At 69.8% G+C, this 15,335-nt stretch carries 13 protein-coding genes; 7 read left to right on the top strand and 6 right to left on the bottom strand.

Going from position 1 to position 15,335, the window contains the following annotated elements; all coding sequences use genetic code 11:
* Positions 1–1,389 carry a phosphomannomutase/phosphoglucomutase gene (locus tag RXV79_RS09385; protein WP_316703164.1) on the bottom strand — a complete coding sequence of 463 codons (1,389 nt, stop codon included), beginning with the start codon at positions 1,387–1,389 and terminating at the stop codon, positions 1–3.
* A gap of 168 nt (positions 1,390–1,557) precedes the next feature.
* On the opposite strand from RXV79_RS09385, the gene RXV79_RS09380 reads away from it, so the two are divergent.
* From RXV79_RS09380 to RXV79_RS09365, 4 genes are read left to right on the top strand one after another with little or no spacing between them, the layout of a single operon-like run.
* Complete coding sequence (locus RXV79_RS09380) at positions 1,558–3,048, top strand: DNA-3-methyladenine glycosylase 2 family protein (RefSeq protein WP_316703163.1); 1,491 nt, start codon at positions 1,558–1,560, stop codon at positions 3,046–3,048.
* 11 nt (positions 3,049–3,059) lie between these two features.
* Positions 3,060–3,557, top strand: a complete 498-nt coding sequence (locus RXV79_RS09375; protein WP_316703162.1) for a methylated-DNA--[protein]-cysteine S-methyltransferase — start codon at positions 3,060–3,062, stop codon at positions 3,555–3,557.
* Complete coding sequence (locus tag RXV79_RS09370; protein WP_316703161.1) at positions 3,554–4,462, top strand: DMT family transporter; 909 nt, start codon at positions 3,554–3,556, stop codon at positions 4,460–4,462. The genes RXV79_RS09375 and RXV79_RS09370 overlap by 4 nt, the downstream gene beginning before the upstream one ends.
* Entirely contained in the window at positions 4,459–5,295 is an 837-nt protein-coding gene (locus tag RXV79_RS09365; RefSeq protein ID WP_316703160.1) for an arylamine N-acetyltransferase family protein, read from the top strand. The genes RXV79_RS09370 and RXV79_RS09365 overlap by 4 nt, the downstream gene beginning before the upstream one ends.
* On the opposite strand, the gene RXV79_RS09360 is transcribed toward RXV79_RS09365, so the two are convergent.
* Positions 5,279–6,496 carry an MFS transporter gene (locus tag RXV79_RS09360; RefSeq protein ID WP_316703159.1) on the bottom strand — a complete coding sequence of 406 codons (1,218 nt, stop codon included), beginning with the start codon at positions 6,494–6,496 and terminating at the stop codon, positions 5,279–5,281. The two genes, RXV79_RS09365 and RXV79_RS09360, sit on opposite strands and share 17 nt — an antisense overlap.
* 149 nt (positions 6,497–6,645) lie before the next feature.
* Here RXV79_RS09360 and RXV79_RS09355 point away from each other — a divergent pair, with 149 nt between their 5' ends.
* Entirely contained in the window at positions 6,646–7,551 is a 906-nt protein-coding gene (locus RXV79_RS09355; RefSeq protein WP_316703158.1) for a nucleotide-binding protein, read from the top strand.
* 67 nt (positions 7,552–7,618) lie between these two features.
* Entirely contained in the window at positions 7,619–8,314 is a 696-nt protein-coding gene (locus tag RXV79_RS09350; RefSeq protein WP_316704055.1) for a Crp/Fnr family transcriptional regulator, read from the top strand.
* Here the strand turns inward: RXV79_RS09350 and RXV79_RS09345 are convergent.
* A complete protein-coding gene (locus tag RXV79_RS09345) occupies positions 8,247–8,981 on the bottom strand; it encodes a hypothetical protein (RefSeq protein ID WP_316703157.1) in 735 nt (244 codons plus the stop codon). The genes RXV79_RS09350 and RXV79_RS09345 overlap by 68 nt on opposite strands.
* Positions 8,982–8,994: 13 nt before the next feature.
* Positions 8,995–10,737, bottom strand: coding sequence for a cytochrome D1 domain-containing protein (locus RXV79_RS09340; RefSeq protein WP_413816674.1), 1,743 nt, complete (start codon positions 10,735–10,737; stop codon positions 8,995–8,997).
* Positions 10,738–10,985: 248 nt separating this feature from the next.
* On the opposite strand from RXV79_RS09340, the gene RXV79_RS09335 reads away from it, so the two are divergent.
* Entirely contained in the window at positions 10,986–12,944 is a 1,959-nt protein-coding gene (locus RXV79_RS09335; RefSeq protein ID WP_316703156.1) for a TonB-dependent receptor plug domain-containing protein, read from the top strand.
* A gap of 3 nt (positions 12,945–12,947) precedes the next feature.
* Here RXV79_RS09335 and RXV79_RS09330 read toward each other — a convergent pair whose 3' ends face one another.
* Positions 12,948–14,855, bottom strand: coding sequence for a hybrid sensor histidine kinase/response regulator (locus RXV79_RS09330; protein ID WP_316703155.1), 1,908 nt, complete (start codon positions 14,853–14,855; stop codon positions 12,948–12,950).
* A gap of 88 nt (positions 14,856–14,943) precedes the next feature.
* A complete protein-coding gene (locus tag RXV79_RS09325; RefSeq protein WP_316703154.1) occupies positions 14,944–15,309 on the bottom strand; it encodes a hypothetical protein in 366 nt (121 codons plus the stop codon).
* Positions 15,310–15,335: the final 26 nt, after the last annotated feature.

Genomic DNA, 15,335 nt, shown 5'->3' with positions numbered 1-15,335 from the left:
TTAGTGCGCGGCCGCAGCGACCTGCGCGTCGGGCTTGGCCGCTTTCAGCGCCGCCATCATCGTCTCTTCGATGCGGTGCAGCGCCTCCTGCGTGTGGCCCTCGAAGCGCAACACCAGCACCGGCGTGGTGTTCGATGAGCGGATGAGGCCGAAGCCGTCTTCGTAGTCCACGCGCAGGCCGTCGATGGTCACGACCTCGGCGCCGGGGAAGTCGGCGTTCTTCAGCAGTTTCTCGACCACCTGCTTCGGCTCGCCCTCGGCGCAGGGCACGTTGAGCTCGGGCGTGTTGAAGCTCGTGGGCAGGCCATCGAGCACGGCGCTCGGATCCTTGCTCTTGGACAGGATCTCCAGCAAGCGCGCTGCGGTGTAGGTCGCGTCGTCGAAGCCGTACCAGCGCTCCGAGAAGAAGATGTGCCCGCTCATCTCGCCGGCGAGCGGCGCCCCGGTTTCCTTGAGCTTGGCCTTGACCAGCGAGTGGCCGGTCTTCCACATCAGCGGCTTGCCGCCATGCTCGCGCACCACGGGGGCGAGGCGCTGCGTGCACTTCACGTCGTAGATGATGGTCGCGCCGGGGTTGCGCTCCAGCACGTCGATGGCGAAGAGCATCAGCTGCCGGTCGGGGTAGATGATGTTGCCGCCCTTGGTGACAACGCCCAGGCGGTCGCCGTCGCCATCGAAGGCGAGGCCGATCTCGGCGTCGCTCGTCTTCACCGCGTGGATCAGGTCGGCCAGGTTCTCCGGCTTGCTCGGGTCGGGGTGGTGGTTGGGGAAGTCGCCGTCGACCTCGGAATACAACTCGGTCACCTCGCAGCCGAGTGCGCGCAGGATGCCGGGGGCCGACGCGCCGGGGATGCCGTTGCCGCTGTCGACCACGATCTTCATCTTGCGCTTGAGCTTGCAGTCGCTCGCGATGCGGTGCCGGTACTCGGCGAGGATGTCCATCTGGGCCGAGCGACCCTTGCCGACCACGTAGTCTTCGCGCTCGATGCGCGTGCGCAGGGCCTGGATCTCGTCGCCGTAGATCGCGCGGCCGGCCAGTACCATCTTGAAGCCGTTGTAGTCCTTCGGGTTGTGGCTGCCAGTCACCTGGATGCCCGAGTTGCAACCGTGCTGGCCGCGCGTGGCCGCCACGTAATAGAGCATCGGCGTGGTCACGGCGCCGAGGTCCACCACGTCGAGGCCGGTGGAGGCGAGACCACGGGTCAGCGCGGCCACGAGGCCCGGGCCCGAGAGGCGCCCGTCGCGGCCCACGGCCACGGCCTTCTCGCCTGCTGCCACAGCCGCGCTCCCGAAGGCCTTGCCGAGGTGTTCCGCAAAGCTTTCGTCGATGGTCTTGCCGACGATGCCGCGGATGTCATAGGCCTTGAAGTTGGAGGCGGTGACTTGCATGCGTGAGTGCTCCTGGAAGAAGTTGGCGGATTCTATAGACGCCACATGGCGCCCTCGGGGCCTGGAGCACGGGGCGTTCCACCACCGCGCGCGGGCCCGTTTCCACAGTCGAATGCATGTGTCCGGAAACGGCCAGTCGAGCCGTTCCAGCCGCCCATAATGAACCTCATGACCCTCGACCACGACGCCTCCTACCAGGTCTTCAAGGCCCGCGATGCCCGCTTCGACGGCCGACTGTTCGTGGGCGTCACCTCGACCGGCATTTATTGCCGGCCGGTCTGCCGCGTGAAGACCCCGCGCAAGGAAAACTGTCGCTTCTTCTCGACCCCGGCCCAGGCCGAGGCCGAAGCTTTCCGCCCCTGCATGAAATGCCGCCCCGAGATGGCCCCCGGGCCCGGCCTCGCCTGGACGGTGATGGATGCCTCGCGCACGCTCGCCCGCCAGGCCGCGCAATGGCTCGACAGCCGGCTGGGCGCCGACGACGACGAGAGCGACGCCCCGTCGATGGCTGCGCTGGCCAGCCACCTCGGCGTGAGCGACCGCCACCTGCGCCGCATCTTCGCCGCCGAGCATGGTGTGACGCCGCTGCAATACCTGCAGACGCGCCGCCTGCTGCTGGCCAAGCAGCTCTTGACCGACACGCGTCTCCCCGTCTCGCAGGTGGCGCTCGCCAGCGGCTTTCGCAGCCTGCGCCGCTTCAACGCCGCCTTTGCCGACAGCTACCGCATCAGCCCGAGCCGACTGAGGCAAGACGCCGACGACGCGACCCCTCTGCCCGCCGACCAGGCGGTCTGCGTCAACCTCGGCCACCGCCCGCCCTACGACACGGCGGCGATGCTTCGCTTCCTCTCGCTGCGGGCGATTCCCGATGTCGAGCAGGTCGAGGACCCGTGCGTGCGGCGAAGCCTGCGCGCCGGGGCGCTCGCACCCAGTGGCGGCTGGCTGCAGGTGGAGTTCGTGCCCGAGACGGAAACCCGTGGGCCCCACGTGCGCCTTCAGTTCGCCCCCTCGCTCGCGCCCCACAGCGCCCGCGTGGTCGCCGGCGTTCGCCGCTGGCTCGACCTCGACGCCTCGCCCGACACGATCGACCACGCCCTCGCCGGCCTGCCCGGCGGCCCCGGCCTGCGCCTGCCGGGCTGCGTCGACGGCTTCGAGATGGTCGTGCGCGCCGTGCTCGGCCAGCAGGTCACGGTGGCCGCCGCGCGCACGCTGGCCCGCCGTTTCGCCGACCGTTTCGGCGAGGCCGTCGCCACCCCGTGGCCCGAGGTCACGCGCACCTTCCCGTCGCCCGAGACCATCGCGGCGGCCCCGGTCGAGCACATCGCCGAACTCGGCATCATCCGCGCGCGCGCCGGTGCCATCCAGGCGCTGGCACAGGCCTGGCCCGAGGCCTCGCGCCACCTGCACGACAAGCACGAACCCGCCGCGCTGATCGAGATGCTCGAGCAACTCCCTGGCATCGGCCCATGGACGGCGCACTACATCGCGATGCGCGCCCTCGGCTGGCCCGACGCCTTCCCGCCGAACGACGTGGCCGTGCTCAACGCCATGAAGCCGCTCTTCGGCATCACCACCCGGCGCGAGGCCGAGACTCACGCAGAGCGCTGGAGCCCCTGGCGTTCATACGCGGTGCTTCGTCTCTGGAACTCGCTCGCCTGAAAGGCCTGACCATGCCCACGCTTCGCCACATCACCGCCCAGGCCACCTACACCACGCCGCTCGGGCAGGTGCTCATCGCCCGCACCGAGGCCGGTCTCGCCGGGCTCTGGTTCGAATCGCAGAAGTGGCACCCGGCGCCGCTCGACGCGCCCGAGCGCCCCGACGACCCGCTGCTGCGCGAGGCCGCCACGCAGGTCACCGACTACTTCGCTGGCCGCCGCACCCGCTTCGAGCTGCCGCTCGACCTGCACGGCAGCCCCTTCCAGCGCAGCGTGTGGCAGGCCCTGCGCGACATCGAGTGCGGCGCCACCCGCAGCTACGCCGACATCGCCCGCGGCATCGGCTCGCCGCAAGCCGTGCGCGCCGTGGGCGCCGCGGTGGGCCGCAACCCGATCAGCGTGATCGTGCCCTGCCACCGCGTGCTGGGCAGCAGCGGCCAACTCACCGGCTACGCGGGCGGGCTCGACCGCAAGCGGGCCCTGCTCGCACTGGAAGAAAACACCCGATGAAAAGGACCGACCTGCTCGAACTCGTGAGCCTCGCGGCGCTATGGGGCGCCTCGTTCCTCTTCATGCGCCTGGGCGCCGCCGAGTTCGGCCCGGCCGCGCTCGCCTTCGTGCGCGTGGCGGCCGCGAGCGCCCTGCTGCTGCCGCTGCTTGCCTACCGCGCGCAGATGCCCGCGCTGCGCCAGCACTGGCGCGCGATCTTGGTGGTGGGCCTGACCAACTCGGCCTTGCCTTTCCTGTGCTTCAACTACGCGGCGCTGTCCATCAACGCCGGCCTGTCGGCGGTGTTCAACGCGACCACGCCGCTCTTCGGCGCCGTCTTCGCCTGGCTGTGGCTGAAGGACCGGCTCGACCCCGCCCGCATCGCCGGCCTCCTGATCGGCTTTGGCGGCGTGCTCTGGCTGGTGTGGGACCGCGCCGGCCTCAAGCCCGGCGCGAGTGGCAGCGCCGGCATCGCCCTGGCCGTGCTGGCCTGCCTGGCCGCCACCGTGCTCTATGGCTTCTCGGCCAGCTTCACCAAGCGCTACCTCACCGGCGTGCCGCCGATGGCGGTGGCCGCCGGCAGCCAGGCCGGCGCGGCGCTCTTCCTCGCCGTGCCGGCGCTCGTGTGGTGGCCGGCGCAGATGCCCGGCGCCGAGGCATGGGGCTACGCGCTGGTGCTGGCCGTCGCCTGCACGGCGCTCGCCTACCTGCTCTTTTTCCGCCTCATCGCCAACGTCGGGCCGGCCAACGCCATCTCGGTGACCTTCCTGATCCCGGTGTTCGCGGTGGTCTGGGGCGGCATCTTCCTCGGCGAGAAGGTCGACCTTGCCATGGCGCTCGGCTGCGCGGTCATCCTGCTGGGCACCAGCCTGGTGACCGGGGTGCTGAAGTTGCCGAGGGCCTTGGGCGAACGCCGCGCATCATGATCAAACTCGACGACTACCTGCTCCGCCTCGGCTACAAGGGTGCGCGTGAACCGACTCTGGATGTGCTGTCTGAACTGTGCGCACGCCACCCCGCCCACATCCCCTACGAAAACATCGACCCGCTGCTGGGCACGCCGCCCTCGCTCGACCCCGCGGCGGTGGCCGACAAGCTCGTGCAACAAGGCCGCGGCGGCTACTGCTTCGAGCAGAACCTGCTGCTCAAGCTGGCGCTGGAAGCGCTCGACTTCGAGGTCGAGGCGCTGGCTGCACGCGTGGTGTGGATGCGCCCGGCCGATGCGCCGCTGCGCCCGCGCAGCCACATGCTGCTGAAGGTGACCTTGCCGGGTGGCGCCTACATCGCCGATGCCGGTTTTGGCGGCAACCTGATGGACACTCCGCTGCCCCTCGTCGTCGACGAGCCACAGCGCTCGCCGCATGCGACGCTGCGCTTCACCCTGGAAGGCGACACCTACACCGCCGAAACGCGGCTGCCCGCCGGCTGGATGCCGATGTACCGCTTCACGCTCGAGCCGCATGCCGCGGCCGACTACGAGCCGCTCAACTGGTTCACCGCGACGCACCCCACGTCGATCTTCTGCCACAACCTGCTGATGGAGCGCGTGACGCCCGAGCTGCGCGTGGGTCTCTTCAACGACCGCCTGGTGCAGCGCCGCCCGGGCGTGCCGCCCTTGACCACGCGCTTGGCGACGCAGCAAGCCTTCGACGCCGCGCTGCGCGAGCACTTCCGCATGGAACTGACGCCCGACCGGCGCGAGGCGCTCTGGGCGAAAGTGCCCAAGGGGCTCGATCAGTTCGTCACACCGGCCGCGTAGCCTTCCGCGCGCGGCTGAAGAGCCACCACGCAATGCTCAGGTTGAGCGCGTTCCAGGCGATGCCGTTGAGGAAGGCGGCGTGGTACGAGCCGGTGAGGTCGTACACCTTGCCCGACATCCAGCCGCCGAGTGCCATGCCGAGCAGCGTGCACATGAGCACCGCGCCCACGCGCGAGCCCGCTTCGGCCGGCGGGAAATGCTCACGCACGATGATCGCGTAAGACGGCACGATGCCGCCCTGGAAGAGGCCGAAGAGCCCCGAGATGATGAAGAGCGGCACGAGCCCGTCGAAGGGCAGGAAGAGCAGCAGCGCCACGCCCTGCAGCGTCGAGCCGAGCAGCAGCGTGCGCAAGCCGCCGATGTGGTCGCAGATCCAGCCCGACACCAGCCGGCTCACGATGCCCAGCCCGAGCATCAGCGAGAGCATCTGCGCCCCGCGAGCCGCACCGTAGCCGAGGTCGCCGCAGTAGGCCACGATGTGCACCTGCGGCATCGACATCGCCACGCAGCACGCCACGCCCGCCACGCACAGCAGCAGCTGCGCCTGGTTCATCGACAGCCCGAAGGGCCGCTCGCTCGCCACCACCGCGCCGCCCGGCACGGCCGAGACCTGCGCCACGGGCGGCCGCGGGCGCAGCATCAGGGCAATGAAGGGCATGGTGAGCACACAGAAGACGCCGATGCCGAAATAGGTGTGGCGCCAGCCCACCGTCTCGTTGAAGTGCTGCACCACCGGCGGCCAGATGGCGCCGGCCAGGTAGTTGCCGCTGGCGCAGATGGCCACCGCCGTGCCCCGCCGCTTCACGAACCAGAGCGAGGTGTCGGCCACCAGCGGTGAAAACGTGGCCGAGCTGCCCAGCAGCCCCAGCAACACGCCGTGCGCCAGCGCGAAGACCCACACGTTGGGCGCGAGCCCGGCGGCCAGGTACCCGAGCCCGAGGCCGGCACTGCCGATGAGCACCGGCACCATCACGCCGTAGCGGTCGGCGAGCTTTCCCATCAGCATGCCGCCCACGCCGAAGCCGATGAGGAGCGCCGTGTAGGGCAGCGAGGCATCGGCCCGCGCCACGCCGAATTCGGCCTGCACCGAGGGCAGCACCACGGCCACGAGGTACATGCCGCCGCTGCCGATGGTCATGAGCGCCAGCGCCGCCATCAGGCGTATCCAGGCGTATCGGGAGTCAGGAACTGCTGGGGTCATGCCGATATAGGAAGCGAAGCCGAGTATCCAGGCCGGCAAGACTTGGCAGCTACGAGGGCACGAGCCTATGGGAGCCGCACTGGTTTGGTGATTTAATCAACGGCCGCTGGCCTCTGCGCGAGCGGCATCCTTCACGGACACAGGTCTTCATGCCCGTCGTTGCAGTCGTCAATCGAAAAGGTGGAAGCGGCAAGAGCACGCTGGCCACCCATTTGGCCGCTCACCTGGCGCACGACGGCATTCCCGTGATGCTCGGCGACGTGGACAAACAACAGTCCACCCAGGCCTGGCTGCGGCTGCGCGCCAAGCAGAACGTCACCAACAAGGCCCCCATCGTCGGCTGGACGGTCGACGCCCGCAGCGTGCTGCGCTCGCCCCCGGGCGTGAGCCACGTGATCCTCGACACCCCGGGCGGCCTGCGCGGCTTCGACCTCGCCCGCGTGGCGATGTTTGCCGACGCGATCGTGATGCCCGTGTGCAACTCCGTCTTCGACCGCGAATCGGCCGCCGACTGCTTCGCCGAGCTGATGACGCTGCCGCGCATCGCCACCGGCAAGTGCAAGGTGGCCGCGGTGGGCATGCGGCTCGACGCCCGGACCAAGGCCGACGAGACCCTGCGCGATTGGGCCGCCAAGCACGAGATCCCGTTCATCGGCGTGCTGCGTGAAACGCAGGGCTACGTGCGCTGCGTCGAGCAGGGCCTGACCCTCTTCGACCTGCCCGCCTCCAAGGTGGAAGCCGACATCGCCCAGTGGCAGCCCATCCTGAACTGGCTGCGCCCGGTGCTGCATCCCAAGCCCGCCGCCCTGCTCACCCGACCGGTGGCGACCGGCCAGTCGCCCGCACCGCTCGGCCACCGGGTGGCGAGCCTCCAGCCCGCCCAGGGGCCGCTGCTGCCGGCCGGCACCACCTCCGCCAATGCCACCGCGGCAGCGCCGGTGGCGCGCGCACCCGTGACGGCCGAGGCAGGCACACCGGCCCGCAGCCTCTCCGTGGCCGGCCGGCTCGGTGGCTGGCTCGAAAGCTTCAGCGTCTCGCGCCTGCTGCAGCGCTAACCGGCCTGCGGTTTCTTGACGCCCATCAAGCGGGCGCCCCAGGGCGGCCGCCACCATCGGCCTCGTGCTGAGCCCCCGTTCGTTCAACATCCCGCGCTTTCTCTCGATGCTGCCGCTGTTTTCCGACATCGGCCTGCCGGAGTTGGAGCGCCTGGCCACCGGCTGCCACATCCGCCGCGTGGAGCGCGGCGAGATGGTATTCCGCGTGGGCGACCCCTGCCTGTCGTTCCAGGTGGTGGTGAGCGGGCAGGTGAAGCTCTTCGTGATCTCGCCCGACGGCCATGAGAAGGTCATCGAGCTCATCGGCCCCGGCGGCAGCTTCGCCGAAGCGCTGATGTTCCTGGGCAAGCCGTACATGGTCAACGCACAGGCGCTCGCCGAGACAGTGCTGCTGGACGTGCAGCGCGACGTGGTGGTCGACGAGTTGCAACGCGACCCGCGCTTCGCCATGCGCATGCTCGCCGGCCTGTCGCGCCGCCTGCACGGGCTCGTGCACGACGTGCAGGCCTATTCGCTGCAGAGCGGCCTGCAGCGCGTGATCGGCTACCTGCTGCGCGACCAGACGGCCGAAGACGGCGTGACGGGCGAGGTGGTCACCGTCTCGCTGCCCGTGAGCAAGGCCACCGTGGCCTCGCGCCTGTCGCTCACGCCGGAATACTTCTCGCGCGTGCTGCGCGAGCTGGAAGAGGCGCGCCTCATCGAGGTGGACAAGCGCGACATCCGCATCCTCGATCCGCAGCGCCTGGCGGCTTATCCGGCCTGAGGGCCTCCCGCTCTTCGACCACGCGCCAGCGCACGGGGTCGATCACCAGCACGCGGTCCCCACAGGGCAGCCACCAGCGCATCGCGCCACCTTCGCCGCGCAGTTCGGCGCGCTCCAGCTGCGGCTCGCGGCAGGGCAGCAGCGCGATCTGGCGCCGCACGTCGAGGTGCACGATGGCCACGCCCCCGGGCACCTCACCGGCCAGCCACGGCACGCGCGAGTCGGCGAAGCGCAACTCCGGGAACGGCGGCCCGATGCGCGCACGGCGCGGGTGAAGAAAGCCGCTGGCGGCGATGCCCTCGCCCATGCGGAAGTCGTGCACCAGGCCGTCGTACACCGGCGGGGCCTGCGGGTCGAGCGACAGCTCCCAAACTTCGCCGAGCGCCGGCCAGGCCGCCACGATGCTGCGCCGCTGGGGCATGGCGAAGAGAGCGGTCGCAGGGCCCTGCAAACGCCCATCCAGGCTTCGTCCTTCGAGACGCCGCACCAGGCCCACGCTGGTCTCGTAGATGCTCAGCGCTTCGCCTTGCGCCAGGGCGACATAACGCCCACCGTCGGTGGACAGACTCAGCGCGGCCTCGGGTGCCGCGCAGTCGTCCTCCTGCGCGGCGTGCAAGGCGCCCGCGGCCAGCAGCAGCGCCAGCACACGGCGCCTGATGAGCTTCATCGCGGCCTCCGGCTCAGTACACGTCGTGCTGCGTGTTGTGGATGTTGAAATGGCCCGTGGGGGTGATGAGACGCGGGTCCTTGATCACGGCCTTGAGCTTGAGCGTCTTGTCGTCCACGACCACCAGCGCACTCTGCTTGTTCTTGGCCGACCAGACCGAGAACCACACTTCGTCACCCGCCTTGTTGAACTCGGGCTGCACCACGCGCTTGGCGCCGTCGTCCTTCAGGTCGGCCCATTGGGCGATGGGCAGCGTGACCGAGCCCTTCTCCAGCTTGTCGATGTCGAACACCACCACCGACTGCGACACCGCCGGATCCGGGTTGAGCGGCGCATCGGAATACAGGTGCCGGCTCTTCGGGTGGCTCTTGATGAAGAGCGCGCCGCCGCCCGGGCCCTTGAGCGTGTCGACCTGCTTGAACGCGTACTGCTTGTGCTTCACCGGGTCGGTGCCGATCAGCGAGATGGTCTCGTCGCCCAGGTGGCCGGTGGCCCAGACGGGGCCGAACTTCGGGTGCACGAAGTTGGCGCCGCGGCCCGGGTGCGGGATCTTGCCCACGTCGACGATCGCGGCCAGCTTGCCGTCCTTGGCGTCGATGACCGAGATCTTGTTGCTGTTGTTGGCGGCCACCATGAAGTAGCGCTTGGACGAATCCCAGCCGCCGTCATGCAGGAAGGGCGCCGAGCCGATCTCGGTGACCTTGAGCGCGTCGATGTTCGAGTAGTCCACCATCAGCGTCTTGCCGGTCTCCTTCACGTTGACCAGGAACTCGGGCTTGAAGTGCGAGGCCACGATCGAGGCCACGCGCGGCTCGGGGTGGTATTCCTGCGTGCCGACGACCATGCCGCGCGTGCTCACGATCTTCATGGGCTCGAGCGTGTCGCCGTTCATGATCACGTATTGCGGCGGCCAGTAGGCGCCGGCAATGGCCAGCTTGTCGCTGAAGTCGCCGAGCTTGCCCTTGTACTTGCTGGTGTCGACCGAGCGGGCTTCGAGGCCGATGCGCACTTCGGCCACGTTGTCGGGCACCGGCATCCACAGGTCGATCATGTTGATCTTGGCGTCGCGGCCAATCACGAACACATAGCGGCCCGAGCCCGAGGTGCGCGAGATGTGCACCGCGTAGCCGGTCTTCACCACGTTGATGATCTTCTTGGTGTCACCGTCGATGAGCGCCACCTCGCCGGTGTCGCGCAGCGTGGTCGAGAAGATGTTCTCGATGTTGAAGTCGTTCATCTTCTTGGTCGGGCGCTTCTCCGGCGGCACGATGACCTTCCAGGTCTGCTTCATCTGCGCCATGCCGAACTCCGGCGGCACGGGCGGCTCGTGCTGGATGTAGCGGGCCATCATGTCGACGGTCTTCTCGTCCATCTCGCCGCTGGTCTGCCAGTTGGGCATGCCGGCGGGCGAGCCGTAGGCGATGAACACCTTGAGGTAGTCGGTGCCTTTGCCGATGGTGATGTCGGGGGTGAGCGGCTTGCCGGTGGCGCCCTTGCGCAGCACGCCGTGGCAGCCGGCGCAGCGCTCGAAGTAGATGGTGCGCGCCTGATCGAACTCGGCCTGTGTCATCGGCGGCGCCTTCGGGTTGCGGCTTTCCACCATCGGCACGCCGGTCAGCGCGGAGGGGGCCGCGTGGTACTGCACGTCGCCGGGGGCCACGGCTTTCTTGTCCTGCGCCTGCGCGAGCGGCGAAGCGAGCAGCGCAAACGTCGCGGCGAGTGTGGTGAGCCGGAGCGCGGTCTTGATCGGGTTCATGGTCCCTCCTAAAGGGTTGTGGACGTGGAATGGCGGATGCGAGGCATGGTCCGCCTAGGCCGTCGGCAAATCCTTGAACCAGTTCAAGCCGCGGGCGCGGAGCCCCGTCGCGACCGCGCCCCTTGATCCCCGTCAATCGGAGGGCAGGCGACCCACGCCTTTGCACCTGGAACGCGAACCACTTCAAGGAAACGGCACGGGACGCCGCCGATGCTGCGGCCATGTCCTTCCGTACCCCTGGAGCCACCATGCGCCGCCGAGCCCACCCCGCTCGCCCTGCCCTCTTCGCCACGACGCTCATGGCCACCGTCACCCTGAGCGCCTGGGCCCAAGCCGACAAGCCCACCTACGAGCTGGAGCGTGTCGTCATCAGCGCCACGCGCCACGCCATGCCGCTGGCCGACGCGCCCGCCGCCGTCACCGTGGTCGACCGCGCCACCATCGAACAGCGCGGCGCCGACAACGTGCTCGAAGCGCTGCGCGGCGAGACCGGCGTCACCGTCTTCACCCGCACCATCTCCGGCCGCAAGGCGCTCTCGCTGCGAGGCTTCGACCCCAAGCACACGCTCTTTCTCGTCGACGGGCGGCGCATCAGTGCGAGCGACGGCGTGATTGGCCACACCGACTTCCAGCTCGACTGGGTGCCGATGGACGAGATCGAGCGCATCGAGGTCGTGCGCGGGCCGCTGGCCGCGCTGTACGGCGCCGAAGCGCTCGGCGGCGTGGTGCAGATCTTCACGCGGGCCCCGGCCGACACGCTCGGCGGCAGCGTCTCGCTCGAAGGCTCGCGCGGCCAGGGTGGTCGCGGCAGCGATGGTCACCGCGCCGCGGCACGCATCACCGGGCCGTTGATGGAGGGCGTGAACGGTGCGCTCTCGCTCAGCGAAAGCTGGCGCGACGACGTGCCCTCGGCGCTCGACCCGCGCATCTCCGACCTGGAAGGCCGCAGCAAGCGCGAAGCCGCCTGGCGCCTCGCCTGGGCCGCCGCGCCGGGCCACACGATCGACGTGCAACAGCGCTTCGGCAGCGAGTTGCGCTGGGCCAAGGCCGTGGAGCGCAGCGGCCTGCGGCGGGTGTACGGCTCCGACACCGAGGTCGACCGCCAGCACACCGCCTTCGGCTGGAACGCCGACTGGTCGGGCACCTCCCGCTGGCACAGCGACGTGCGCATCTATGAAAGCCGCCTCGCGATGGCCAACACCCGCACCAACGGCGTGGCGGCGCTGCGGCCGAACACGCTGCGCGACCGCGCCGTCGACGGTCAGTTCGACGGCCAACCCGGGGCCGGTCACCAGCTCACGGGCGGCGCCGAGTGGCGCGACGAGGGCCTGGAGAACCAGGCCCTGCCCGGCGGCGAGGCAAGCGCGTGGCACCACTCGGTCTTCCTGCAGGACGAAGCCCGGCCGCTCGAGGCGCTCACGCTCACCGCCGGCCTGCGCTACGACGCCCACCAGCGCTTCGGCCACGCCTGGAGCCCGCGCCTCTACGCGGTGTGGCGCGCCGCGCCGCAGTGGGTCGTGAAAGGCGGCTACAGCCACGGCTTCAAGCCGCCCACGCTCAAGCAGATCACCCCGGGCTACCAGGAAGACGAAGGCCCCTACACCTACCTCTCGAACCCCGACCTGCAGGCCGAGACCAGCAACGGCTTCGAGGCGGGCGTGGCCTGGGACAGCCGCGATGCCGGCGTGATGCTGATGGCCTTCGACAACCGCGTGAAGAACCTCATCGTGCCGGTGCCCACCGGCGTGACCGTGCCGCGCACCGTCTACCGCTTCCAGAACGTCGACCGCGCCACGTTGCGTGGCGCCGAACTCTCGGGCTCGCTGCGCCCGGCGCCAGGCTGGAAGCTCGACGCCAACTACCAGTACCTCGACGCCGCCGACGGCCACGGCATGCGGCTGGAGAAGCGCCCTCGCCACACGCTCGGCACCGGCATCGAATGGGCCACCGCGCAATGGCGCGCCAGCGCCCAGCTCGACGCCACGGCGGGCCAGGCCATCGCCTCGCCGACTGCGGGCCAGCCGCCGCTCGACGCGCCGCCGCTGGTCTTCCTCGGCGCGAGCGTCACGCGCCAGCTGGAGCAGGGCTTTCGCCTCACCATCGGCGTGAGCAACCTCACCAACACCAACCCGCCGGAGCGCTCGGCGCTCTACGTCGCGGGCGAAGCACCGCGCACGCTGCGGGTGGCCCTGCGCGGCGCCTGGTAGCGCTCAGGTCTGCGGCTGCAGCGCAAAGGCGATGCCTTGCGCCAGCGCGTCCAGGTCGAAGGGCTTGGCCAGGCGCGGCACGTTCTGCGGCAAGGCAGTGGCCAGCTCCGCATAGCCGGTGGCCAGGATGACCGGCAGGCCGGGCCTCTCGCGCCGCGCGGCCTCGATCAGCTGCGCACCTGTCATCTGCGGCATGGCCTGGTCGGTCACGAGCAGCTGGATCGACGCATCTCGCGTGAGCATCGCCAGCGCTTCCTTGCCCGACAGCGCCTCGCGCACCGTGTGCCCCAGCTCCTGCAGCATGGCCACGGTGTTCATCAGCACCAGCGCGTCGTCGTCGACCGCAAGCACCGTGAGGGGCGCGACCTGCGCCACCTCGCTCGGGGCCACCGGCGCGGGCGCCGGCTCGGCCTGCTCGCGCGCCACCGGCAACCACAGCTCGGCGGTGGTGCCCTCGCCCTTCGTGCTCTTGAGCGTGAGCCGCCCGCCCGACTGGGCGGCCAGGCCCTCCACCATCGACAAGCCGAGGCCCGTGCCCTTGCCCACGCCCTTGGTGGTGTAGAACGGTTCGGTGGCTCGCGCGAGCGTGGCCTCGTCCATGCCCTCGCCTTCGTCGTGCACGCAGATGCAGACGTAGCGGCCGGGCGCGAGCCGCGCCGGGTGCTCGCCCGTCACGTTTTCCGCGCGCGCCGCGATGGTGATGACGCCGCCCTGCGGCATGGCGTCGCGCGCGTTGACGGCGAGGTTGAGCAGCGCCAGCTCGAGCTGGTTGCCGTCGACCAGCACCGGCGGCAGCAGCTCCTCGTAGCGCGTGTCGATGCTGACCGTGGGCCCGAGCGACGATTGCAGCAGCCCCGACATGCCGTCCACCAGATCGGGCACGTGCACCACCCCGGGCTTGAGCTCCTGCCGGCGCGCGAAGGCCAGCATGCGCTGCGTCAGCTCGGCGCCGCGTTTCGCGCCACGCACCGCGTTGTCGAGCAGCGCCTGCGTCTTCGGGTCTTCGGGAATGCGCTTGCGAATGAGGGCGAGGCTCGACAGCACCGCCATCAGCAGGTTGTTGAAGTCGTGCGACACGCCGCCCGTGAGCTGGCCGATGGCGTCCATCTTCTGCGACTGGAAGAAGGCTTCGCGGGCGATCTCGAGCTGGTGCTGGGCCTCGCGCTTCTCGGTCACGTCGCGCGTGACCTTGGCGAAGCCGAGCAGCTGGCCGCTCGGGTCGACGATGCGGTCGACCACCACATTGGCCCAGAAGCGCGTGCCGTCCTTGCGCACGCGCCAGCCCTCGCCTTCGAAGCGGCCTTCGCGGGTGGCCGTCTCAAGTGCGATCTTGGGCCGGTCGCGGGCACGATCCTCGGCGGTGTAGAAGCGCGAGAAGTGCACGCCGATGATCTCTTCGGGCGCGTAGCCCTTGATGCGTTGCGCGCCGAGGTTCCAGCTCGACACGCGGCCCTGCGTGTCGAGCATGTAGATCGCGTAGTCGGTGACGCTTTGCACCAGCAGGTTGAACTGGTCTTCGCTGCGCTTGAGCAGCTCGGCCGCCGCCTTGCGCTCGCTCAGGTCGCGCGTGATCTTGGCGAAGCCCAGCAGCTCGCCCGAGCCCGGCGCGCGGATGGGGTCGATGACCACATGGGCCCAGAAGCGCGTGCCGTCCTTGCGCACGCGCCAGCCTTCGCCCTCGAAGCGGCCTTCGCGCAGCGCGGTGGCCAGGGCCTTCTGCGGCAGGCCCACCTCACGGTCTTCGTCGACGTAGAAGCGCGAGAAATGCTGGCCGACGATCTCGGCCTCGGTGTAGCCCTTGAAGCGGTGGGCGCCGCTGTTCCAGCTCGACACGATGCCGTCGGCATCGAGCATGTAGATGGCGTAGTCGGTGACGGAGTCGACCAGCAGCCTGTAGCGGCTCTCGTCCATCGTTCAGGTCACCGGGGTGGAGGTGTGCATCCGCCCGATTATTCCCGCCGGGCCAAGCCCGGAAGCGCCCGCGGTTACCCCAGGAGGCTCAGGCGAGGCCGGCCCACTCGGCCAGGCCCGGGTGCACCTCGATGTCGGCCCAGGTGTCGCCGTTGGAGTCCTGGCCGAAGCCGGTGACGAATACCTTCAAGGGAATGGTCGGCGGCGCCGTGCTGCCCGCCTGCCGAAGGCCCTGCCACATCGTGCGGATCTGGTCGGTGGCAGCGTAGGTGAGCTGCACCTCGCGCACCTCCTTCGGTGGCGCATAGACCCCGAGCGCCTGCTCGGTGAGCTCGCAGTGGACGAGCGCCGCCAGCGCGATCTGGCGCTTGAGGGTCGCCACGTCGGGCAAGGCGCCGGGGCGGCCGGGCACCACCGAGGTGAAAGGCAGGTCTTGAAGGGCGTGCATCGGCATGAGGGGGCTTTCCGGTGGGTCGGATT

The sequence above is a fragment of the Piscinibacter gummiphilus genome, assembly GCF_032681285.1.
Lineage (GTDB): Bacteria > Pseudomonadota > Gammaproteobacteria > Burkholderiales > Burkholderiaceae_C > Rhizobacter > Rhizobacter gummiphilus_A.
Note: the sequence above shows the minus strand (reverse complement) of the source record. Positions and strands in the feature narration are given on the sequence as shown.